We start from the raw sequence: 22096 nt of genomic DNA, 5'->3' as shown, positions 1-22096 counted from the left end.
TGGCACCCATGTTTTGCGACCAAAGCTGGTTGGAAAGGCGGGTTTGCGCGATCAGACACGTTTCGTTTGCGTGCGTGATGCTGTACCATCCCGCGCATGAATAAAGCCTATCTTTCCCTCGAACGCCACTTTGCGCGCCTTTCCTCCCTCAATGATGCCCTTGGCATTCTGGGCTGGGACAAGGAAGTCATCATGCCATCGGGTGCGGCCGAACGCCGGGCGGAAAATCTGGCCATGCTCGAAGGGCTGCGGCACGAAATTCTGACAGCCCCCATCATGGCCGACCTGCTGGCCGAAGCCGATGCGGGGGATGACGTATGGCGCACCGCCAATCTGGAGCAGATGCGCAGGCAGCACACACAGGCCACCGCCCTGCCGGGGGAACTGGTGGAAGCCAGCGCGCAGGCCACGGCCCGGTGCGAAATGGCATGGCGCACCGCGCGCGAGGAAAGTGATTTTAAAAGCCTTGAGCCACATCTGGCCGAAGTGCTGCGCCTGACAAGGGAAACCGCCGTAGCCACGGGCGAGGCCATGGGCCTGACCATGTACGATGCCCTGCTGGACAGCTTTGACCCCGGCACACGGCAGACCGACATTGACCCTATTTTTACGTCTCTGGCGGCTGACCTGCCCGGGCTTATTGGCACCGTGCTGGAAAAGCAGGCCAGCCTGCCCGCAGTTACCGCCCCCACAGGCCCCTTCCCCATTGCCGAGCAGGAGGCCCTTGGCCGCCGCCTGATGCAACGGATGGGTTTTGACACAACACGCGGCAGGCTGGACGTTAGCGCCCACCCCTTCTGCGGGGGTGCCACGCATGATGTGCGCCTGACCACGCGGTATGTGGAAGCCGACTTTATTCCCGCCATGATGGGGGTCCTGCACGAAACCGGGCATGCTCTGTACGAAATGGGACTACCGGCCGAATGGGCCAGCCAACCCGTTGGCCAGTCTGGCGGCATGACCGTGCATGAAAGCCAGTCCCTGCTGATGGAAATGCAGTTCTGCCGCTCTCTCACGTTTGCAAACTGGCTGGCCCCACAGGTCCACAGCAGCTTTGGTGTGGTCGAAGGCACCGCAGGGTGGGATGCCACCAGCCTGCACCGCCACCTGACACATGTTGAACCCGGCTTTATTCGGGTTGATGCAGACGAGGTCACATACCCCGCCCATATTCTTGTGCGCTATGAGCTGGAAAAAGCCCTGATCTCGGGCGATCTGGCGCTGGCCGATCTGCCTGCGGCCTTTAATGACCGCCTGCACGCCCTGCTGGGGCTGCGCGTACCAGACGACCGGCGCGGCTGTTTGCAGGATATTCACTGGCCTGCGGGGCTGTTCGGCTATTTCCCCTGCTACGCGCTGGGGGCCATGACGGCGGCACAACTGCGCAACGCGGCCTGCACAGCCAACCCGGCCATTCTCCCCGCCATAGGTCAGGGCGACTTTGCTCCCCTGCTGGCATGGCTGCGCCAGAACGTGCATGGCCGCGCACGTAGCGCCAGCTTGCCCCAGATTATGCAGGACGCGACCGGCAAACCGCTGGACGCCACAGCCTACCTGACCCACATCCGCCGCCGCTACCTTGAGCGCGCACCGGATGCGTAAGCGCGCCCCTTCCTGCATCGTTGGCATGGAGGCTCGACCTCTCTACCGGCACCACGGCACACCGGCTCTGCACACAAGGCGTTTGCAAGGCCGCGCCATGGGGCGGAAAATCCCTTTTGCGTTTTTATGCCACAAAGCCCCACCAACCGGATGCCCGCGCGCATGACTGTTCCTTTTTTCCGCCTTTCCTCCCCCGGTCGCCGCACGGCTTTTGGCCTGCTGGCGGCCATGCTTGTCCTGTCCATGTGCAACGCCCCCTCATGGGCGCTGCACATGCCCAAAGTAGCGGAACTACCCGCCAGCGCGCTCCAGCCCTTCATGCAGTCCAACAGCCAGATATGGGACGCCATTGTGCCCCTGCCCGACGGGCGCATGCTGCTGGAGGCCCCGGCATGGGTGGGCAATACCGGCCCCCAGCTTTTTGTACGCAGCACAGACGGGCAACTGGAACCGTGGCCCAATGCCGCATGGAATGGAACCGAGGGTGATTCAGCCAGCCGGTTTGTAGCCCTTGGCGGGCTGACCAGAACAGCGGATGGCCACATATGGGTGCTCGACAGCGGCGTAACCAACCGCAAGACCCCACCCGCAGCCCCCCCCAAACTGGTGGAAATTGACCCCGCCACCAACACTGTGCTCCGCGTTGTGCCCATACAGGCCAGCGCCCTGCGGCCGGGGAGCATTCTCTCCGGCATTGCTGTGCATGGCACAACCGCCTACGTACCGGATTCCGGCGTTGCGGGCCTACTGGTCATCGACACGACCACCGCCACAGCCAGACGCTTTTTGGACCACCACCCGGACCTGATCGCCAGCCGCCCGATTGTAACGCCCAACGGCCCTGTGCGGGACAGTTCGGGCCATTACGCCGCCGTGGACGCCAGCATGGTCGCAGTCAGCCCCGATGGATCGTGGATTGTGCTGCAAGCACCCGGGCAATACCTCTCCCGCGTGTCCACCGCCATTTTCAACGACCCGGACATAACCCCCGCAGCGTTTGAGGAAAGTGTGACCCAGTGGTTCAAAACCCCATCGCTGGGCGGTATGACCATTGATAATGACGGCACCCTTTACTGGGCGGACATTACAACAGCGAGCATCCTCAGCTACACCACGGGGCGGGTGCCACGCAGGCTGATCACCGACCCGCGCCTGCAATGGCCCACCACACCGGGGCTGGACGGGCACGGCCACCTGTATGTTTCGGCCAGCCAGATCGACCACAGCACGGCCTTTGGCGCGCCCACAGCCACCATTACATGGCCGATCACCATTTATGAGCTGACGCTGCCCACAACACCTCCGCCGGGCTAGGTCTGGCCGAATTTATCGTACAAGCCACTTCGCGGCATCCGTCATTCAGGATATAAACGCCCTCATGCGCTACATTTCCACACGCGGGAATGCTCCCGTTCTTTCTTTTTCCGATGTCCTGCTCAGTGGCCTTGCCGAAGATGGCGGGCTGTACCTGCCGCAGACATGGCCCGAATTTTCGCTCGCGGACTGGCAGGCCATGCGTGCCCTGCCCTACCCGGAGCTGGCCGCGCGTATTCTGGCCCGCTTTACCGGCTCCGATATTGATGAGGACACGCTCAAAACCCTGTGTGCCAAAGCCTATGCAGGTTTTGACCACCCCGCCATTGTGCCACTGACACAGGTGGAAGACGGGCTGTTTGTGCAAGAACTGTTCCACGGCCCGACCCTTGCCTTCAAGGACATGGCCATGCAGGTGCTTGGCCAGCTGTTTGAATACGTCCTGACCCAGCGCGACGAACACGTAACCATTGTTGGCGCCACATCGGGCGATACAGGTTCCGCCGCCATTGAGGCCTGCCGTGGCCGCCAGCGCCTGTCCGTTATTATTCTGCACCCCAAGGGCCGCACATCCGAAGTGCAGCGCAGGCAGATGACCACGGTGCGCGAACCCAACGTGACCAACCTTGCGGTGGAAGGCACGTTTGATGACTGTCAGGATCTGGTCAAAAGCCTGTTCGCGGATATTCCTTTCCGCCAGGAAATGCACCTCTCCGCCGTCAACTCCATCAACTGGGCCAGAATTGCCGCGCAAATTCCGTATTATGTGCATGCAGCCCTTGCACTGGGCGCGCCTGAGCGTGAAGTCTCCTTTGCCGTGCCTACGGGCAACTTTGGCAATATTCTGGCTGCATGGGCCGCGCGCAAAATGGGCCTGCCCATCCGCCAGCTTTGCGTGGGCTCCAACCGGAACGATATTCTGACCCGTTTCCTCAACGCCAATGACATGACCATCAAAGGCGTGGTGCCCAGCCTCTCCCCCTCCATGGACATTCAGGTCTCCTCCAACTTCGAACGCCTGCTGTTTGAACTGCTTGGGCGGGACGCCACGGCCTGCGCACGCATCATGACCGGCTTCCGCAGCACGGGGCATATGGATGTACCAGCAGAAGTCTGGGAGAACGCGCGCACCCTGTTCTGCGGTCTCGCACTGGATGATGCCCAGACCGAGGCCGAGATCCGCACCCTGCACCAGCGTTCGGGCTATATGGCCGACCCGCACTCCGCCATTGGCATTGCCGCAGGTCGCCGCTTCCGCCAGCCGGGGATTCCCATGGTGGCCGAAGCCACGGCCCACCCGGCCAAGTTCCCCGATGCCATGGTGGCCGCCACGGGTATTCACCCCGCACTCCCCGTGCATCTGGCCGACCTGTTTGAGCGTGAAGAGCGTTACCGCACGGTCCCCGCGACCGAAGGTGCCATAAAGGACGCGGTCCGTGCCGCGGTCCTCTCCAACGCTGGCTGAGTAAAACACCCTCCCCCATTGCAGGGCTACCCGTACGGTAGCCCTGCTGTTTTTCAGGACGAGAATGACAGACCCCATCCAGCTAACCCGCCTGCCCTCCGGCCTGACCGTTGTGACCGAACGCATGGACCGTGTGGAAACCGTTTCCTTCGGGGCCTATATTTCCGCTGGCACCCGGAATGAAACCGCGGCGGAAAATGGTGTATCCCATTTTCTGGAACACATGGCCTTCAAAGGCACCACAAGCCGCTCCGCCCTGCGTATTGCCGAAGAAATTGAAAATGTGGGCGGGCACATTAACGCCTACACCGCGCGCGAACAGACGGTGTTCTACGTCAAGCTCCTCAAGGAAAACCTTGGTCTGGGGATCGACATTATTGGCGATATTCTGACCCACTCCACCTTTGACGCAGCCGAGCTTGAGCGCGAACGCGGCGTGATCTTGCAAGAAATCGGTCAGGCGAACGACACTCCAGATGACGTCGTGTTTGACCATTTTCAGGAAACTGCCTTCCCCAACCAGCCCATGGGCCGCCCCATTCTGGGCACGGAAGAGCTGATCAAGGGCATGCAGCGCGACACGCTGACCTCCTACATGAGCACGCATTACAACCCGTCCAACATGATTGTAGCAGCTGCGGGCAATCTGGAGCATGCATCGGTCGTGGCGCAGGTGGAGCAGCATTTTGCCAGCCTGCCCGCCACCAAAGCCCCGACCATGGAACCCGCCCTTTACGCAGGAGGCGAGTTCCGGCAGGTCAAGGAGCTTGATCAGGCGCATATTGTGCTGGGCTTCCCCTCCACCGGGTACCATGACCCCGATTATTACGCAGCCCTGCTCCTTTCCACCCTGCTGGGCGGTGGCATGTCCTCGCGCCTGTTTCAGGAAATCCGGGAAAAGCGCGGGCTGGTCTATTCGGTCTATTCCTTTAACGCACCGTTTGAAGGCGGTGGCGTGTTCGGCGTTTATGCCGGCACGGGGGAAAAGGAATGTGCCGAGCTTATTCCCGTTACACTTGAGGAACTCCGCAAGGTGCAACTTGGCGTGAGCATGGACGAACTGGTGCGCGCGCGCGCGCAGCTTAAATCCTCGTTGCTTATGTCGCTCGAAAGCACGGGCAGCCGGTGTGAGCAGATTGCCCGCCAGCTCCAGATTTTTGGCCGTGTCATTCCCACGCAGGAAACGGTCGACAAGATCGAAGCCGTTACGCAGGAAGACATCTGCCGTGCGGCGGCGCGCATTTTTGCGGGCACCCCCACACTTGCAGCCCTTGGCCCCATCGGCCACATTCCTTCCCTGCAAAGCATCAAGGAGACACTGGCAGCATGACGCAACAGCCCCTCGACCTTATTGCCGATCTGGTTAAGCTCGCCCGCGCCAGCGGGGCCGATGCCGCAGACGCCGTTTTTGTCAGCAGCACAGCCGTAGGTGCTGGTGTGCGCAACGGCGTGACAGAAGAACTGGAACGCTCGGAAACAACCGATCTGGGGTTGAGGGTTTTTGTGGGCCGCAAAAACGCCATTGTCTCCACCACAACCCCTGACCGGGCCAAGTTTGGCGCTCTGGTGGATCAGGCGCTGGCCATGGCCCGCGTTCTGCCAGACGACCAGTATGCCGGTCTGGCGCCAGGGGCCATGCAGGGTACATACCAGACCAACGCGCTGGAACTGGCCGACCCGGCCGAGCCCGACACCGCCGCGCTGCTCGAACGCGCCAGAGCGGGGGAAGAGGCAGCGCTTGCCATAAAAGGTGTCACCAACAGCGCAGGCAGCAGTGCCTCGTGCGGGCGGACGGATATTACTCTGGCCACCTCGGCGGGGTTTGCGGGAACCTATAGCCGCACCAGCCACTCCAACTCGGTCTGTGTTCTGGCTGGTGCTGGCGATGGCATGCAGCGTGATTATGACTACCACGGCACTGTCTGGCTCCACGACCTTAAGGACGCGGTCGGTCTGGGCCGCAATGCCGGGCAAAAAGCCGTAGCACGCCTGAACCCCAGCCGCCCCAGAACAGGCCGCTACCCCGTTGTGTTCGACCCAAGGGTGGCTGGCAGTTTTCTGGGCCATTTTGTAGGGGCCATTACGGGCACGGCCATTGCCCGTGGCACGTCCTTCCTTAAAGACAAAATGGGACAGGCCATTTTTGCCAGCACCGTTGGCATTACCGATGACCCAACCCGCGTAAAGGGCCTGCGCTCCCGCCCGTTTGATGGCGAGGGCATGGCCGTTACCCCACTCTCGCTCGTGCAGGACGGCGTTTTGCAGACATGGGTGCTGGACAGCCGCAGTGCCCGCCAGCTTGGCCTGCAAAGCAATGCCCGCGCAGCCCGTGGCACGGCCAGCCCGCCCGGCCCCTCCGCAAGCAACCTGTTCTTTGAACCCGGAGCCCTCTCCCCCACGGAGTTAATGGCTGACATTAAGGAAGGGCTCTACATTACGGAAATGATGGGCTCCTCCATTAATGGCCTGACAGGGGATTACAGCCGTGGGGCCTCGGGCTTCATGATCCGCGATGGCCAGATTGCCGAGCCGGTAGCCGGGTTTACCCTTGCGGGCAACCTGCTGGAAATTTTTGCTTCCATCACATTAGCCAACGATCTGGTATTCCGTTTTGGCACCGACGCCCCCACATTACGGACAGATGCCCTGAATACCGCCGGGGCCTAACTGTTAGCCGGAGACCAAAAACCAGTGAAATCACGTCTGCTACGATCGACCCTTCATGCGTTGCTGGCCGCCAGCCTGCTGGCCGGACCACTGACCATACAGGCCGACGCCCGGCCCGGTCAGGGCGGGTCCATGGGGAGCCGTGGCAGTCGCACATGGAGCGCGCCACCCGTTACGCGCACAACGCCGTACAGCACAGCGCCCATGGACCGCTCCATAGCCCCACGGACCAATCCTTCGGCTCCCGGTTATGGGGCACCGCAAATGGGCGCTCCCTTTGCCCGCCCCATGGGCTACGCTAACCGCCATCCGTTCCTGACCGGGCTGGCCGGAGGCTTTTTGGGGGCTGGACTCTTTGGCATGCTCAGCGGCCATGGCTTTATGGGCGGCATGCACGGCTTTTTCAGCCTGCTGGGGCTTATGGTCCAGATCGGGCTGGTGGTCATGTTTGTCATGTGGCTGATCCGTCGCTTTAGCCGTGGCAATGCGGGCGGGAACGGATTTGGCATGGGAGCCGCCCCACGCGGCATGCCCGGTGCGCCCCCGGCTTCCGCCCCCCCTCCCGCAGGAGGAGCACCTGTGCAGATCACCCCAGCAGATTACCAGTCCTTCCAGCAGACGCTCATGGATATCCAGAGCGCATGGAACCAGCAGAACATTCCGGCCATGCAGCAGATGGCCACGCCGGAGATGGTCTCCTACTTTAACGAGCAACTCGCCACGCTGGCCAGCCAAGGAGCGCGCAACGTTGTGTCGGACGTGCGTTTCCTTCAGGGCGATCTGGCTGAAGCATGGCGTGAAAATGGTATGGATTACGCAAGCGTCGCCATGCGTTACAGCCTGATCGACCTGACAACCAACGCCACCGGGCAGGTTGTGGACGGCAGTTCCACCACCCCCGTGACCATTACCGAGGTCTGGACGTTTGTCCGTCCCTCTCGCGGTGGACGCTGGCTGCTCTCGGCCATTCAGCAGGCGCGCTGATCGCCAGCAACAGCTCTGACAAAACACAACAAAAACCCCGCTTTCCTCAAGAGAAGGCGGGGTTTTTTACGTCTGTAATCCTTGGTGATCAAATATTCCGTCAGGCCGTATAGCCTTTATCAACCGCCAGCCGGAGCGTTCCATCGTATTACGGATGGAACAGCGTTAACCCGAACATAATCCCGGCCAGCACAAGCATGAACACAACCATACTCCGCACACGCTGGCTCTGGCGCTTTTGCCGTTCAAGCTGCTCTGGTGTCTGGGTTAGGGGGAGTGTGGTCATACTCAGTGCATCCATATCTGAAAGAAGTGGTCGCCCAGAAGGCCGCAGAACAGGAAGAAAAGATACGCCAGCGAGAACCGGAACGATATCCGGGCTGCCCTATCTCCCTTCTGGCTGACACCATTTTCATCCTGCGGCTCCAGCAGCACGCGCACCGCGCAGGCCACAAAGCCAAGCCCCAGCACGACCGCCGTGACCGTGTAGATCCACCCACTTGCCCCGACAAAAGACGGGATAAGGGAGACTGCCAGCAAAACCAGAGTATAGAAAAATATCTGCCAACGCGTATGCCGCACGCCGCGCACAACTGGCAGCATGGGAATACCCGCACGTCCGTAATCCTTGCAGGCATACAGTGCCAAAGACCAGAAGTGCGGCGGCGTCCAGAAGAACACAATACCAAACATGACAACGGGCATAACGGCCATATGCCCGGTGGCAGCCGCCCAGCCGATCATGGGGGGGAAGGCCCCCGCGGCTCCACCAATCACGATGTTCTGTGGCGTGGAGCGCTTGAGCCACATGGTATAAATGACGGAATAGAAGAAAATGGAAAATGCCAGAATAGCGGCAGCCAACGTGTTTGTGGCAATCCACATCAGACAGACAGACAGACAGGAAAGACCAACCCCGTAAGCCAGTGCCTCGTTCTGGGGGATACGCCCCGAAGGAACAGGCCGTGTAATAGTCCGCTGCATGACCGCGTCAATATCACGGTCGTACCACATGTTAATGGCCCCGGCAGCGCCCGAGGCCAGACAGATGCAGAATATGGTAACCAGCCCCACAAACGGGTCCAGATGCCCCGGTGCCATAAACATGCCCGCCGCACCCGTAAACACAACAAGCGAAATCACTCGGGGCTTGAGCAACGCCAGCCAGTCACGCGCCTGCGTGCCAACCTGTTCTGTTTTAAACCGTGGCCGCCTTGCTTTGGGTTCGGAAAGGCTTGCTTCACTCATGCGGCGGCTCCCCCGGCGGCATCAGCCTGCGCCACAGCAAGAGTACCGGCAGGCACCGGAATGTCGCGCTGGAAGCTGATAAATGCCGCCAGCACAAACACCAGAGCAGCCATACCAAACAGGGCGCAACCCAGCACCTGCATGCCAGAAACAAACAGGCAGAGCGTTGCTACTGCAGTGAGCACAAAATGAAGGCGGGCCAGCTTCTGGGGGTACCAGAAGCCACAGGCCTCGCCCCGCCACAGATAAAACCCACCACACACGGCATAAAGAGCACCAAGCTGCAAGGCCGGGTGCAAACCCGTGCCCTGAACAAGCTGAACAACCCAGCCACCGGCCACAACGGCCAGAAAGCCCATGCCCCACAGCAAAGGCGTACGCAACGAAACCCGCGCCTTCCACGTACCAGCAAGCCAAAGACCGGCAAGGCAGACGGCGGAGAGGGAACACAGTGCTAGCAGAACATTGCCAACCATCTGCGCGGTCAGGCTATCGGCCCCATGCGCCAGACTGCTTTTAGCCCACGCCACCACGCCAGACGCAGCGGTAGCCGCCATAATATAGGCAACAGGCCGTGTCTGGACCTGCCCGATACTGGCGGCCATTTCAAACACGATACCGAACCCGGCCAGCAGCACGATCAACCCGACGGGAACTGCAAAATATTCGGCACCAACCATGGCGTTGGTCGCAGGCCACAGCCACGCGCGCAGCGTTGCCGCCGCAAAAACCGGCGCACACAGCAGAAGAACCGTAGAAGACAGCATTTCCCCCCACACGAAGGGAGAAAAAGAGGTCTGCTCCAGACTATCCGCACAACTGTCAAAAATAGTGCTCAGCAGCACCACAGCGGACATGAGCGCACCCAGTGACCACAGAACATGGGCCAACCGTGCATCGGCCAAAGTGCAGGTCAACACGGCAGCCACGCCCAACACACCCACGGCCAGCAGATTGAGCCGCCCGAGCAACATGCTCTGCCGCCCCAGAGCACGAGGCAACCACAGCGTGCCAAAACCACTAACAAGTGCTGGCACCACAACGTACAGCAGCATCAGAGCCGGGTGAGCCTGCGCAAGCCTGCCCCACAGCCCTGCTGCGGGCAGCATGCCCATGCCAGCCAGAACGGAAACACCACCCCCCACAAGGGCCGCAATGGCTGCAAGTAGCAGATAGGCTGTTCCGGCTGCCGCATCCTGCCGTTGGCTGGCGGTTTTTTCCACCATGGCAAGGTGCTGGTTAGACTGGCTATGAGCGGAGATCATGCTCCATGTTCCATATTCTGTGCAGGTCCATGAAGGAGAACTTTGAACCTGCTAGACAAAAAACGACCATATTCTAGTGTTTTATTGCACAAAAGCGCCCGGCCAAGCCACGCATGTCTAGCGCCCCTGCCAAAACAGGAGCGCACATGTTTATTATTCTGGCAGGTTTTCCAGCGTAACCAGCGTGAAGAGGCCAAACGGCCGTACAGGCTGAATGGTGGCCCGTGCAATGTCTTCCTGCGGGAGCAGCGATTCCATGGCAAAATCGGGGTGCCAGCCGAGCGAGTGAGAGGCGCGCGCCATGGCATGTTCCACAGCGCCACGCAGACCACCGGGGGCCAGAAAGTGGTTTACGAACAGAATATGCCCACCCGGACGCACAACGCGTTTGAGCTCCCGCAGCAGCTTGCGCGGATGCGGCACAACGGACGCAACAAACATGGCCACCGCGATATCAAAGGAATTATCTTCGAACGTGGTGTCCTCGGCGTCCATTTCCAGCAGGGCATTCACGTTTGCCAGACTGTCGCGCTTGGCGCGTTCACGGGCCTTGGCCAGCATGTCGGTCGAGAGGTCAATGCCGGTAATGGCCTTGACCTTGGTATAATGGGGCAACGCCAGACCGGTACCCACCCCGACTTCCAGCACATCCGTGCCGGGCAGGTTATTGACCGCGTCCACCGCCCGCAGGCGACCAAAACGGGAAATGCCGCCAAACGCCACGTCATAAACATTGGCCCAACGCCGATAGGCCAGTTTGACGGCCTCCGCATCAAGCGCAGAACGCGAGGGAGGAGGTACGGGGCTTTCCCCTCCGCCGGAGGGGTATTCTTGGAGAACGTCACTCATGTTCTCTCTCTGCCCGCTGACGGACATTTCTTCAAGAGCCACTATACTCTCTTCCTTCCTGCTTGGCGCACACACCACAAAAGCGCCCATGTGTGGCAGCATACTTTTTTTAGGCCATGGTACTGCCCACCACAGCCTGAAAGGCTCTTATTGGACAGACAGCTTACGTTCAATACAATCCCATATGCTGGCGGCACCATTAATGCCATCAAACCTTTCCAGTTCCTGCAAACCGGTGGGCGATGTCACGTTGATTTCCGTCAGATACTGCCCAATAACATCAATACCGACAAAAATCAGGCCATGTTCTTGAAGAAACGGCCCGATTGCCTCACAAATCTCGTGATCACGCGCACTGAGTTCCACTTTGCGCGCAACACCCCCCACATGCATGTTAGACCGATGGTCATCCCCCGATGGCACGCGGTTGATAGCGCCTATCGGCTTGCCGTCCACCAGAATAACGCGCTTGTCCCCTGCTGTTACGGCAGGTTCGTACCGCTGGATCATAAGGGGTTCGCGCGAGCGGGCAAAGTGCATTTCCAGCAGGGCATTCAGGTTCTGGTCATCTGCTTTGATCCGGAAGACACCACTCCCGCCGTTACCAAATAGCGGTTTGACAATAATGTCCTTCCATTTGGTGCGGAACGCCCGAATCTGCTCAATATCCCACGTCACGAGTGTTGGTGGCATAAGCTGGGGGAAGTGCGTGACCAGAAGTTTTTCCGGGCTGTCACGCACCCAGCGCGGGTCGTTGACCACCAGAGCCTGATCCGGACCTATGCCATGAATATGGTCGAGCATATGCGTGGCGGTAATATAAGCCATGTCAAATGGTGGGTCCTGGCGCATGAGCACCACATCCATTGTTCGCAGGGACCGACGTGTGGCCTCACCAAAAGTGGCGTGCCGTCCTTTTTCGCGCTGCACGGTCACCGGGCGTACCAGCGCCGTTACATCGGTGCGGGTCGCGCCCCCTGCTTCCACGGTCCCTTCATCAAGGGCCATGGACCCCACTTCGTACACAAACAGGCTATGCCCGCGCGCCTGTGCTTCCAGCATCAGGGCAAAGGTTGAATCCCCATCAATATTAACATGCTCAAGCGGGTCCATCTGGACCGCCACTAGCCGTGGAGAAGCCATAAACTCGGGTTCCTGTTCCTGCTGGCAAAGCGATTGCCGGCCATCCTGCCTTGTTTCAGATCAACACGCAAACACCATGGTCTAGAGCGCATGGCCGGGGAGCAAGGCTGCATCGCGCATCTCCCCCGGAGTTGGGCAACGCAGGCGAACATGGAAAAGGGAATAGGTATCCGCCACAACGCCCCGGCGCGCGCGCACCTGATCAGGCAATGTATCCAGCACCTCAAAAAACCGTGCATCCGGTGGTCCCTGCCGACGGTGACTGAGCACAAGATAAGCCTGCGCGCCACAGGCAGGCCGGGGGAGCGCAAACAGCTCCCAGCGCGGCTCAACCCCCATTACGGTGCGCTCAGGCGCATAAAACGCCAGTTCGGATGCCAGACCATATTCATCCGCAACAAGGGGAAAATCTTTGGGCACATGGGCAGACACAGAGCGGGCAAACGCTGGCCACCCCCCCACCTGCCGCAAGGTCACATCCAAATGGGGGGAGAGGCGGACCGGCATGAATGCCGCCTGCACACACACCACCCCGGCAAGCCCGAAACCCAGAAAAGCAGCGGCTTTCCACCACGGCCAGACCACCCGCGCAGCCGCCAGAGCCAGAACGGGATAAAGCACCACAGGCCAGTTAGCCTGCACCCGCGCACCCAAAGCATGCTGCACAAACACGACCACGGGCAGCACGATCATGCACAGCAGCAGCATGGCAAAACTGTCCCGCCGCGCCCATAACAACCACATTCCGGCTACAAAAAACAAAAAAATCAACGGGGTTGCCAGCCCGACCTGCCCACCCAGCAACTCGCCCATAAAGCTCAAGGCGCGCGTAGGGTTCCAGTCACCTACCCGCCCCCCTTGCTTGAGAAAGCTGGCCCAGCCATGCCGTGCGTTCCACCAGATAACCGGCGTTGTACACACGACCGCCACAAGAGCAGCCCCGACAGGCCACGGCGTACGCAGCCACACACGCCCCGGCCTTGTAGCAAACAGCCACACGACCAGCCCGGCCAAGGGCAGAAGCATTGTATATTTACTGTCAAACCCCAGACCTGCGGCCAGTCCCACAACCAGCCACATCCACCGCCGCCGCTCCACACAGGCATGGACCAGCCCCCAGAGCAGGAGCGCCACAAACAGGAGCACAGGTGTATCCGGGGTCATAACCAGAGTGCCCAGACCAACGCCCAGAGTGCCATTAAGCAGAACACCTGCGCGCACAGCCCCTGTGCGCGCCTGCTCCTGCGTACCGGGGCTGTGCAGCCAGCAATAGGCAGCCTGAACAATCAGGACCGTGCCAAGGCAGGCCGATAACGGCCCCATAAGGCGCACGCCCAGAGCGGTATCCCCCGCAATGAGCATTCCCACACGCGCCCACACCGCCACCATGAAGGGATGGTCAAAATACCCCCCGGCAGGGGCTAGCGCCCATATGCGGTAATAGGCCTCGTCGGGGGAGAGTGGCATCCACGCTGCCAGCACAAGGCGCACAAGGGTAACAAGCGCAAGCCCGACAGCCCAATACGCGTACCGTGGTTGGCCACCACCCAAGATTACCGGGTTCTCCAGATGATTGTGGAGGACATGGCGTAATTCCAGACCACGGCCAGCACGGCCCCGGCCAGACTGGCCTCATTCACCCGGTAACTTTGTGCGTACATCAGATGCGCAACACCCACATCGGCCAGAGCGCCAACCGAGCAGACCAGCATAAACAAAAGCAGCCCCCACACGCAGCTTTGGCCACGCAGCCGCCGGTCCCTGTACGTAAAATTATTGTCGAGGGAAAAGTTCACAACCATGGCAGCAACCGTGCCTATGGCCTGTGCTGTGGAAAAATGTACCCCACAGAGCCGGACCAGATGCATGACGCCCAGATTGGCCCCAACCCCGGCCAGCCCGACTATGCAGAACGCCACAAAACGCAGGGGCACCAGCCCACGGGATGTTTTTTCCAGAAGAAGAGCCGCAAACTGGAGCATGACCAATGCATCCAGCTTGGACTCGCCCGCCACGCGGGGCCTGAATCCGCAGTCAATTTCGCGCACACTGAGCGGTTTTTCCGCTGAAAGCAGCAGGTCGAGGAGAATTTTGAACCCAGTCCCCGACAGACGTGGCGCGATAGCCACGAATGTTTCCCGCCGTAATGCAAAAAAGCCGCTCATGGGGTCTGTCAGACTGACCGGCAAAAACCGCTGCGCCAGCCATATGCCACTATCCGACAGGGCATGCCGCCATGCGTTGGCAAGCCCTGCGTTACTCCCACCTTCAACGTGGCGACTACCCACGGCAACCTCACAATCGCCACTGGCTACGGCATCGATCAAGGCGATCAGGCGGCTTTCATCGTGCTGGAGGTCACCATCCATAACCGCCACGATCTGCGCGGAGGAGGACAACACGCCTTCAATCACCGCAGTGGACAGACCCCTGCGTCCAATGCGGCAGATACCACGTACATACGCCTTGCGCGCGGCCTGCGCACAGACCGCGCCTGTTGTTCCATCTGGCGAATTATCGTCGACAAAAATAACTTCCCAACGACGACCTGCCATAATAGATTCAAGCATGCCAACAAGCGGCGCCACATTGGCGACCTCATTATAACACGGTACAATAATACTGATTTCAGGCCCGCCTGCCGCACCACCCTCAGCCAGACTCTGGGCGGGCATTACTCCGGCGTTCCTTCCTTAATACCAGGAAGGGGCACACCCTTGCGTTCCAGGCTGGTCCGGATGGTCTGCAATGTCTGCACCCGAATAACGTGCGCGGCTTCCGTCAACTGCCGTGTCAGCAGGTTTTCGTGCGCCGCGTCACGCGCGATCAGGCGGACGAGAAAGTCCCCCCCACCCCGAATCATGTGGCATTCACGCACCTCGGGCCATTCGGCCAGCTGGCGTTCAAAGGCGGAAAGCACCGTTTCCTTCTGACTATCCAGCCCGATCAGCGCAAAAAAGATAATCGGCCAGCCAAGGGCGGTTGCATCGGGCTGGGCGTGATAGCCACGAATAACGCCTTCCTCCTCCAGCCTGCGCACACGCCGCAGACATGGGGGGGCGGAAATACCAACACGCCGGGCCAGTTCGACATTGGTCATGCGACCGTCATCCTGCAACTCGGCTACGATACGAAGATCAACAGCGTCCAGATCCGTCACCTTATCCGACCTATCCTGTGCAAGATGCAACTCCCAGAAAGAGTGGGGAGTATATGCCACGCTCCCCGCCATGCCGCAAACTCAACTCTCAACTCTTGCTCAACGCCAAGTCACCCGTCATATCCTTTTCTCCAATACATTCTGGACCATGCTTGCGCGGCATAAACTGCACCCGCACTTCTTGCTTTGGGGAACTCTTCTGGCATGACTGAGACCATCACGACCGATCTGCTTGTTATTGGCGCAGGCCCTGCAGGCTACACTGCGGCCATTTACGCGGCGCGCGCCAACCTGTCTCCCGTTCTGGTGGCGGGGTTACAACCGGGCGGGCAACTGACCATTACAACAGACGTGGAAAACTACCCCGGCTTTGCCAAAGCCGTGCAGGGGCCGTGGCTGATGGAACAAATGGCCGAACAGGCGCTGAACGTTGGCACACGTATTGAATACGACATTATTACCGAAGTGGACTTCGGCACCGGTTCTCCCTTCCGGCTGATCGGGGATTCCGGCACCATATATATGGCAAAAGCCGTTATTGTTGCGACCGGCGCACAGGCACGCTGGCTTGGCCTGCCAAGCGAAAAGCGCTTGCAGGGTGGTGGTGTTTCCGCCTGCGCAACATGCGATGGTTTTTTCTATCGCGGTAAAAAGGTTGCGGTGGTTGGCGGTGGCAATACCGCAGTGGAAGAAGCACTATACCTGACCCACCACGCCTCCCACGTAACCCTGATCCACCGCCGCGACTCCCTGCGTGCCGAAAAAATTCTGCAGGACCGGCTGTTCAGCCACCCCAAAGTTTCGGTCATCTGGAACAGCGAGGTGGAAGACATTCTGGCCACTGGCACACCAGAGGTTGTCTGCGCCGTGCGCCTGCGCAATCTCAAGGACCAGAGCGAAAGCACGGTCGAAACCGATGGCCTGTTCATTGCCATTGGGCACGCCCCCACTACCGGGATTTTTAAAGGCCAACTGGCACTTGATGCCGAAGGGTATATTGAGACCACCCCCGGAACGACCCGCACATCTGTCCGCGGTGTGTTTGCCGCAGGGGATGTACAGGACAAAATATACCGTCAGGCGGTAACAGCCGCAGGCACCGGATGCATGGCTGCACTGGACGCGGAACGGTATCTGGCAGAAGTGCCCAAAACGTAAGGCTGCCCATACCTTGACCACGTGCAGTAATTACTGCACGTAGTAGCTTTGAAAGCATGGTATTGTGCTTTTGTAATTTCAGTCAATTTAGCAGGAGGCGTGCGTGGACTGGGACAAACTCCGGGTTTTCCATGCCGTAGCGGAAGCCGGTTCCTTTACCCACGCGGGGGATGTGCTTAACCTAAGCCAGTCTGCCGTATCCAGACAGATTTCTGCGCTGGAAGATGTTCTTCAGGTACCCCTATTCCACCGCCATGCGCGTGGATTGATCCTGACTGAGCAAGGGGAAACCTTGCACAAAACAGTGCGGGAGGTGTTCTCCAAACTGGAGATGACACAGACCTTGCTGACGGAAAGCAAGGAAAAAGCCGCAGGCCGCCTACGGGTCACAACCACTACAGGATTTGGTAACTGCTGGCTTATGCCACGACTCCATAAGTTTATGGAAGCCAACCCCGAAATCGATATCTGCCTTATTCTGGAAGACAATGATCTGGATCTGGGCATGCGTGAGGCAGACGTGGCCGTGCGGATGCATGCACCACGCCAGCCAGACCTGATCCAGCGGCATCTGGCGGACTTCAATCTGCCGATTTTTGCCGCACCTCAGTATATCGAACGCCACGGCATGCCTTCCAGCCTGGAAGACATTAAAAACCACCAGCTTGTTATGTTTGGTGAGCACCATCCCCCAGTCGCCCACATCAACTGGTTGGCCGACGCAGGGCAGGTCAGCAGCCACGCACGCCCCGCACGGCTGGAAGTCAACAGCATGGCCGCCATGGCATCCGCCATTGCCGCGGGCTTGGGCATTGGCTCCATTCCGTCTTATGCTGCAAGCAAGTTTCCGGACCTGATCCAGATTCTGCCGGAAATTACGACCCCAACGGTAGATGCCTATTTTGTCTACCCAGAAGAACTGCGCAGCTCCAAACGTGTTGCCGTATTCCGCGATTTTCTAATGAGCGAACTCGGTATCCGTTAAGCTTGCCGGAACAATATTTCAAAATCCCGGTTTTTTCGTTGCACGAAGAGACCGGGATTTGGTTTATTAAAAAACATCATTACCTAAAAGCGCTACAGACATTCCCAAAACACAATACTTAACAAGAAACAGAAAACTCTGAAAAAGCAGACTGTCTTTTTCGCTATTTTTATGTGTTCAGATCAACGCTGATTCCAAAATACCATACTATAATTAATCAAAATTCATAATTCTCAAGACAACCAGCAGAACATCAGCCGCCTCTGCGGGACCACGAGCCATCTGTATAATTATCGACAATTATTAAGCAAATCATTACGAATAATTTATACGAATTCCTTCAAATACTAAAAAAATCAACCGATCATTCCAACATTTTATACCAGTGGGATCTTATTTTTGTTTTTTTGTATATTGGTAGTTCACAAAGATTAAATAATTGAGTATGGTTCTTATTATTCACACTGAATTTTTAATTAGGCCTGTCATGAGTGAGATCCAGAACTATTCGCCTCTCCTAGATCTTGTATCCGAGATCGTGTCTGCGCACGTCTCCAACAACCAGACGGACCCTGCTGCTATTCCGGTTCTGATCAAGGACGTTTTTCAGGCTCTCAAAACGGCTGACCAGCCGCAGAGCGAACCAGAAAAACTGCAGCCAGCTGTTCCAGTCAAACGTTCGGTATTCCCGGACTATATCGTCTGCCTTGAAGACGGTAAAAAACTGAAGATGCTCAAGCGTCATCTTCAGAGCGCCTATGGTATGTCCCCCGAGCAGTACCGCGAACGGTGGAACCTGCCTGCGGACTACCCCATGGTTGCCCCCAACTATGCGGAACGTCGTTCCACTCTGGCACGTGAAATCGGTCTGGGCCGCAAGATCCACGCCGCTGGAGATGATGACGATACGTCAGGCCGTGCAAAGCGCGGCAAAAAGGCAACGACTGCCTAAGATAGCGACAAATGCTCTGGCGGTCTGGCGTTACTGCCTGACCGTCACGCATTTTTTATCTTGACGCTCAGCCATAGAGAACGGAATGCTTGCATCTGTCTGGCACAGATTGAGCCAGACCTTATTCTCTACCCTATTCGGCAGAGGGCTCTATGACGCGGTCTGAACTTATTGCCATTCTAATAGAGAAAAACCCACACCTGCAGCTTAGAGAGGCTACGCTGCTGGTGAATACGGTTTTTGGTGGCATAACAAGCAGCCTGGCAGCAGGTAACCGCGTTGAGCTGCGCGGGTTTGGCGCTTTTTCCGTCAAGGAAAGAGAGCCACGCCTGGGCCGCAACCCCAAAACCGGGGAACAGGTCAAGGTCAGCAAAAAGCTGGTTCCTTTTTTCAAAACAGGCAAAGAGCTTCATCAACGGCTCAATAAAGCAGATGCGGGCTAACCCGTCCCTCTAGTCCTGTTCTGCATTACCCGGCTGGGCTACGTATTGGGCTGCCAGCCGTAAGTCTTCCACAAATCGTGCATATTCCCGCTGCCTGCTCTCCTCATCGGGCAATCGTAGCAGATAGGATGGATGCACCGTGACCAATCCCTGCACCTGCCCTTCCAGTGGAAACAGGCGTGAGCGGGTGCGCGAGATTGTAACCGGCTTTTGCAAAACACTCTGGGCAGCCGTTACCCCAAGCATGACCATCAATTTTGGCTGAACAAGGCGGCGCTCCGCATCCAGCCATACACGGCAGGCAGCCATATGATCTGCCTCCGGCTTCTGGTGCAGGCGGCGGGTGCCGTTCCACGTGAAATGAAAATGTTTGACCGCGTTGGTCACATAAAGCTGATCCCGGTTTAGCCCGGCATCGCGCAAGGCATGATCCAGCATCTGCCCAGCAGGGCCAACAAATGGCCGCCCCTGTAGGTCTTCCTGATCACCGGGCTGTTCACCAACCAGCATAATGGCTGCATGCTCTGGCCCTTCACCAAAAACCGTGCGGGATGCTGGTTGCCATAGGCCGCAGACCCGGCAGTCCATCGCGCGGGCGGCCAGCATAGCCAGGGTGGGAGCGGTCTCCACATCCTTACGGTGCGGGGGCAATACGCTCAGATTGTAACCACGCCACACGCCAGTACCATCCGCCTGCCATTGCAGGCCGTCCTCCTTGGGCGCCACATCAGTTCCCGGGGCAAAGCGTATGCCACCAGCCCATTCCATCCGCCGGTAAGGGGCCACAACCCGCCACGACCGCGCATTGCGCTCCATGCAGTAACGCGAGTTAGCCTCCAGAATATACTGCGCTGGCGCATGATGCAGGACGTTATGCGCCCCTTGCGCACTAAAGGCGGAAAAAACCTCCCGGAACTGCAACGTATCCGCCCTGACAGCCAACACATACTGCCTGAGTTGTTGCAGGTCTGGATCATGCCTGCTGGTTAACTCCAGCCCCTCATGCGCCAGACGGTACACAATGCGGTAGAGGAGTTCGAACCGACGGGGGGCACGCGCCTGCAATGCCTCGCCCAGCACCCCCACAAAACGGCGGGATAGAGTAAACACCTGCGGTGGTTGTGCTGGGGGATGATCAGTGGAGGGTACGGACCATGCTATGTCCTGCGTTGTGGTCGCAACCCGCCAGCGCAAAGACTGCGGTAGAACCCCTGCGAGCACAAAGTACCTGCTAGCCGCGCGCCACGTTGCAAAATCAACCTGATGCGCAAGAACAACCTCAGGCATGCATCAGCCCCCCTACCCCGCTTTGCGCTTCAACCGCCCCTGAATACGTTCAACCAAAGCAAACAGGCTGACCACGCCCAGAGCATGCAGGAGTGCTGCATAAAACACAGCTCCCCCCATGACCATACCACTGAGCCAGAGTGCCCGGGTAACAAACACGCCCGGAAGGTGCAAAATGCCCCCCAGCCCCCAAAGCCCCAGCCCCATAATGGCCGCAGCAATGCACACACGCCCCATGCGGGAGAGGGTCGCGCCATAAAGGCGCAAAGCCTTTTTACGCCGCAACAGAACCACCAGAAAAGCCACATTCACGCACGCCGTAATACTACTGGCCAGCGGCGGCCCCACATGCGCCAGTGGCTTCATAAACAGCAGGTTCAGAATAAAGTTCAGCACCAGCACGCCAATGCCGATATATACGGGGGTGCGTGTATCCCCCCGCGCAAAAAAGGCGGGAGACAACACCTTGACCAGAATAAAGGCAGGCAACCCAATGGCATAAGCCCGTAGGGACTGGGCGGATAACAATGCGTCATGCTCGGTAAAAGAACCATGCCCGAACAGAACAATCATGATCGGGCCGGCCAGAACCAGCAACCCCGCAACGGCAGGCAGGGTGAGCAGCACAACATATTCCATAGAGCGGTTCTGGGCCGTATGCGCGCCTTCTATATCCCCTGCACTCAAATGCCGTGTCAGCACGGGCAGGAGGGTTGTACCCGCCGCAGCGCCCAGCACGCCTAGAGGTAACTGGTTGATCCGGTCCGCAAAATACATGAGCGACACACTACCCGCAGGCAGCAGGGTGCCAATAATGGTATCCACTGTCAGATTGATCTGGCCGACACCACTACCAATCAGCCCCGGCACCATACGGCGCAACAAAAGGCGAATACGCGGCGTTAACTTCGGCCAAAGGGGCATAAGGCCAAACTGGGCTTTCTCACACGCCCATGCCAGCAGCCCCAGTTGCACCACGCCAGAGGCTGTAACCCCCCATGCCGCAGCAAAAGCAACACTGGGGAAGAAGGGGGACGCCCCAACAATGGCAATAATACCGACCACGTTGAATGCCAGATAAGCAGCGGACGCCATGCCAAAACGGTGCAGACCATTCAGCACCCCGGCCAGCAGGGCCGCCGCACAGATCATAACCAAATAGGGAAAAGTAATGCGGCTCAGGCTGACCGCCAGACTGTAGCGATCTCCGCTTTGCAAAAAACCTGGCGCGATCACCCGTAATACCTGCGGCATGAATACTTCGCCCAGCACACACAAAAACACCAGCCATGCAAGCATGACCCCCAGCGTACGGCGGGCAAACAGCCGGGCCTCATCCCGTCCATCCTGCACCATAACGGTGGAGAACATGGGCACAAAAGCCGCATTGAACGCGCCCTCCCCAAACAGGCGGCGGAACATATTGGGCAGGCGAAAAGCAACCTGATACGCATCCTGCAATGGACCAGCCCCCATAAAGGCCGCCAGAAGCTGGTCACGTATCAGTCCAAGAACGCGGCTGAGCATGGTCCAGCCGCCAACTGTCAGAAAATTTCTGAGCATGGGATATCCGC

The 22096-nt window shown here is 58.7% G+C and carries 20 protein-coding genes; 10 read left to right on the top strand and 10 right to left on the bottom strand.

The annotated features are described in order from the left end of the window. The first annotated feature begins 96 nt into the window (after window positions 1-96). The 6 genes from GOB86_RS02490 (at window position 97) to GOB86_RS02465 (ending at window position 8032) form a co-directional block, all read left to right on the top strand. The gene (locus tag GOB86_RS02490) at window positions 97-1602 is read left to right on the top strand and encodes a carboxypeptidase M32 (protein ID WP_165990802.1); all 1506 of its coding nucleotides are present in this window, start codon (window positions 97-99) and stop codon (window positions 1600-1602) included. Between the two features lie 162 nt (window positions 1603-1764). Continuing rightward, window positions 1765-2916, top strand: a complete 1152-nt coding sequence (locus GOB86_RS02485; protein WP_165990801.1) for an L-dopachrome tautomerase-related protein — start codon at window positions 1765-1767, stop codon at window positions 2914-2916. Between the two features lie 64 nt (window positions 2917-2980). Next, the gene (gene thrC / locus GOB86_RS02480) at window positions 2981-4381 is read left to right on the top strand and encodes a threonine synthase (protein ID WP_165990800.1); all 1401 of its coding nucleotides are present in this window, start codon (window positions 2981-2983) and stop codon (window positions 4379-4381) included. 64 nt (window positions 4382-4445) lie between these two features. Further along, window positions 4446-5711: a M16 family metallopeptidase gene (locus tag GOB86_RS02475; RefSeq protein ID WP_165990799.1), complete on the top strand. Its 1266-nt coding sequence runs from the start codon at window positions 4446-4448 to the stop codon at window positions 5709-5711. Continuing rightward, window positions 5708-7048 carry a TldD/PmbA family protein gene (locus GOB86_RS02470; protein WP_165990798.1) on the top strand — a complete coding sequence of 447 codons (1341 nt, stop codon included), beginning with the start codon at window positions 5708-5710 and terminating at the stop codon, window positions 7046-7048. Before GOB86_RS02475 ends, GOB86_RS02470 begins: the two co-directional genes overlap by 4 nt. A gap of 24 nt (window positions 7049-7072) precedes the next feature. Then, a complete protein-coding gene (locus GOB86_RS02465; protein ID WP_165990797.1) occupies window positions 7073-8032 on the top strand; it encodes a TIM44-like domain-containing protein in 960 nt (319 codons plus the stop codon). Between the two features lie 148 nt (window positions 8033-8180). Here the strand turns inward: GOB86_RS02465 and GOB86_RS02460 are convergent, their stop codons facing one another. The 8 genes from GOB86_RS02460 to GOB86_RS02425 form a co-directional block, all read right to left on the bottom strand. Further along, a complete protein-coding gene (locus GOB86_RS02460) occupies window positions 8181-8318 on the bottom strand; it encodes a hypothetical protein (protein WP_165990796.1) in 138 nt (45 codons plus the stop codon). A gap of 2 nt (window positions 8319-8320) precedes the next feature. Then, a complete protein-coding gene (locus GOB86_RS02455) occupies window positions 8321-9280 on the bottom strand; it encodes a heme o synthase (RefSeq protein WP_165990795.1) in 960 nt (319 codons plus the stop codon). After that, a complete protein-coding gene (locus tag GOB86_RS02450) occupies window positions 9277-10545 on the bottom strand; it encodes a heme-copper oxidase family protein (RefSeq protein WP_165990794.1) in 1269 nt (422 codons plus the stop codon). Before GOB86_RS02450 ends, GOB86_RS02455 begins: the two co-directional genes overlap by 4 nt. A gap of 153 nt (window positions 10546-10698) precedes the next feature. Beyond that, window positions 10699-11394 (bottom strand): class I SAM-dependent methyltransferase, encoded by a 696-nt coding sequence (locus GOB86_RS02445; protein WP_165990793.1) that lies wholly within the window; start codon window positions 11392-11394, stop codon window positions 10699-10701. A gap of 147 nt (window positions 11395-11541) precedes the next feature. Next, complete coding sequence (gshB, locus tag GOB86_RS02440; RefSeq protein WP_165990792.1) at window positions 11542-12537, bottom strand: glutathione synthase; 996 nt, start codon at window positions 12535-12537, stop codon at window positions 11542-11544. Between the two features lie 81 nt (window positions 12538-12618). Beyond that, a complete protein-coding gene (locus GOB86_RS02435) occupies window positions 12619-14004 on the bottom strand; it encodes an ArnT family glycosyltransferase (RefSeq protein ID WP_165990868.1) in 1386 nt (461 codons plus the stop codon). A gap of 86 nt (window positions 14005-14090) precedes the next feature. Then, a complete protein-coding gene (locus tag GOB86_RS02430; protein WP_165990791.1) occupies window positions 14091-15212 on the bottom strand; it encodes a glycosyltransferase in 1122 nt (373 codons plus the stop codon). Next, a complete protein-coding gene (locus GOB86_RS02425; protein ID WP_408737289.1) occupies window positions 15212-15637 on the bottom strand; it encodes an Lrp/AsnC family transcriptional regulator in 426 nt (141 codons plus the stop codon). Before GOB86_RS02425 ends, GOB86_RS02430 begins: the two co-directional genes overlap by 1 nt. 264 nt (window positions 15638-15901) lie before the next feature. Here GOB86_RS02425 and trxB point away from each other — a divergent pair, with 264 nt between their 5' ends. From trxB to GOB86_RS02405, 4 genes are all read left to right on the top strand, one after another. After that, the gene (gene trxB, locus GOB86_RS02420; protein WP_165990789.1) at window positions 15902-16855 is read left to right on the top strand and encodes a thioredoxin-disulfide reductase; all 954 of its coding nucleotides are present in this window, start codon (window positions 15902-15904) and stop codon (window positions 16853-16855) included. A 103-nt stretch (window positions 16856-16958) separates the two neighbouring features. Beyond that, a complete protein-coding gene (locus tag GOB86_RS02415; RefSeq protein ID WP_165990788.1) occupies window positions 16959-17840 on the top strand; it encodes a LysR substrate-binding domain-containing protein in 882 nt (293 codons plus the stop codon). A 487-nt stretch (window positions 17841-18327) separates the two neighbouring features. Beyond that, window positions 18328-18792, top strand: a complete 465-nt coding sequence (locus GOB86_RS02410) for a MucR family transcriptional regulator (RefSeq protein ID WP_165990787.1) — start codon at window positions 18328-18330, stop codon at window positions 18790-18792. A 152-nt stretch (window positions 18793-18944) separates the two neighbouring features. Beyond that, window positions 18945-19235 (top strand): integration host factor subunit beta, encoded by a 291-nt coding sequence (locus tag GOB86_RS02405; protein ID WP_086645467.1) that lies wholly within the window; start codon window positions 18945-18947, stop codon window positions 19233-19235. A gap of 9 nt (window positions 19236-19244) precedes the next feature. On the opposite strand, the gene GOB86_RS02400 is transcribed toward GOB86_RS02405, so the two are convergent. Together GOB86_RS02400 and murJ are read right to left on the bottom strand one after the other, a co-directional pair. Further along, on the bottom strand, window positions 19245-20522 hold the full coding sequence (locus GOB86_RS02400) for a UdgX family uracil-DNA binding protein (protein WP_165990786.1): 1278 nt from the start codon (window positions 20520-20522) through the stop codon (window positions 19245-19247). A 12-nt stretch (window positions 20523-20534) separates the two neighbouring features. Then, window positions 20535-22085 carry a murein biosynthesis integral membrane protein MurJ gene (murJ, locus tag GOB86_RS02395; protein WP_165990785.1) on the bottom strand — a complete coding sequence of 517 codons (1551 nt, stop codon included), beginning with the start codon at window positions 22083-22085 and terminating at the stop codon, window positions 20535-20537. Window positions 22086-22096 lie beyond the last annotated feature (11 nt).

The sequence above is a fragment of the Acetobacter lambici genome (assembly GCF_011516885.1).
In the GTDB taxonomy this organism is placed as follows: Bacteria; Pseudomonadota; Alphaproteobacteria; order Acetobacterales; family Acetobacteraceae; genus Acetobacter; species Acetobacter lambici.
The sequence above is the reverse complement of the archived record's forward strand: the minus strand, read 5'-3'. Positions and strand labels throughout refer to the sequence as shown.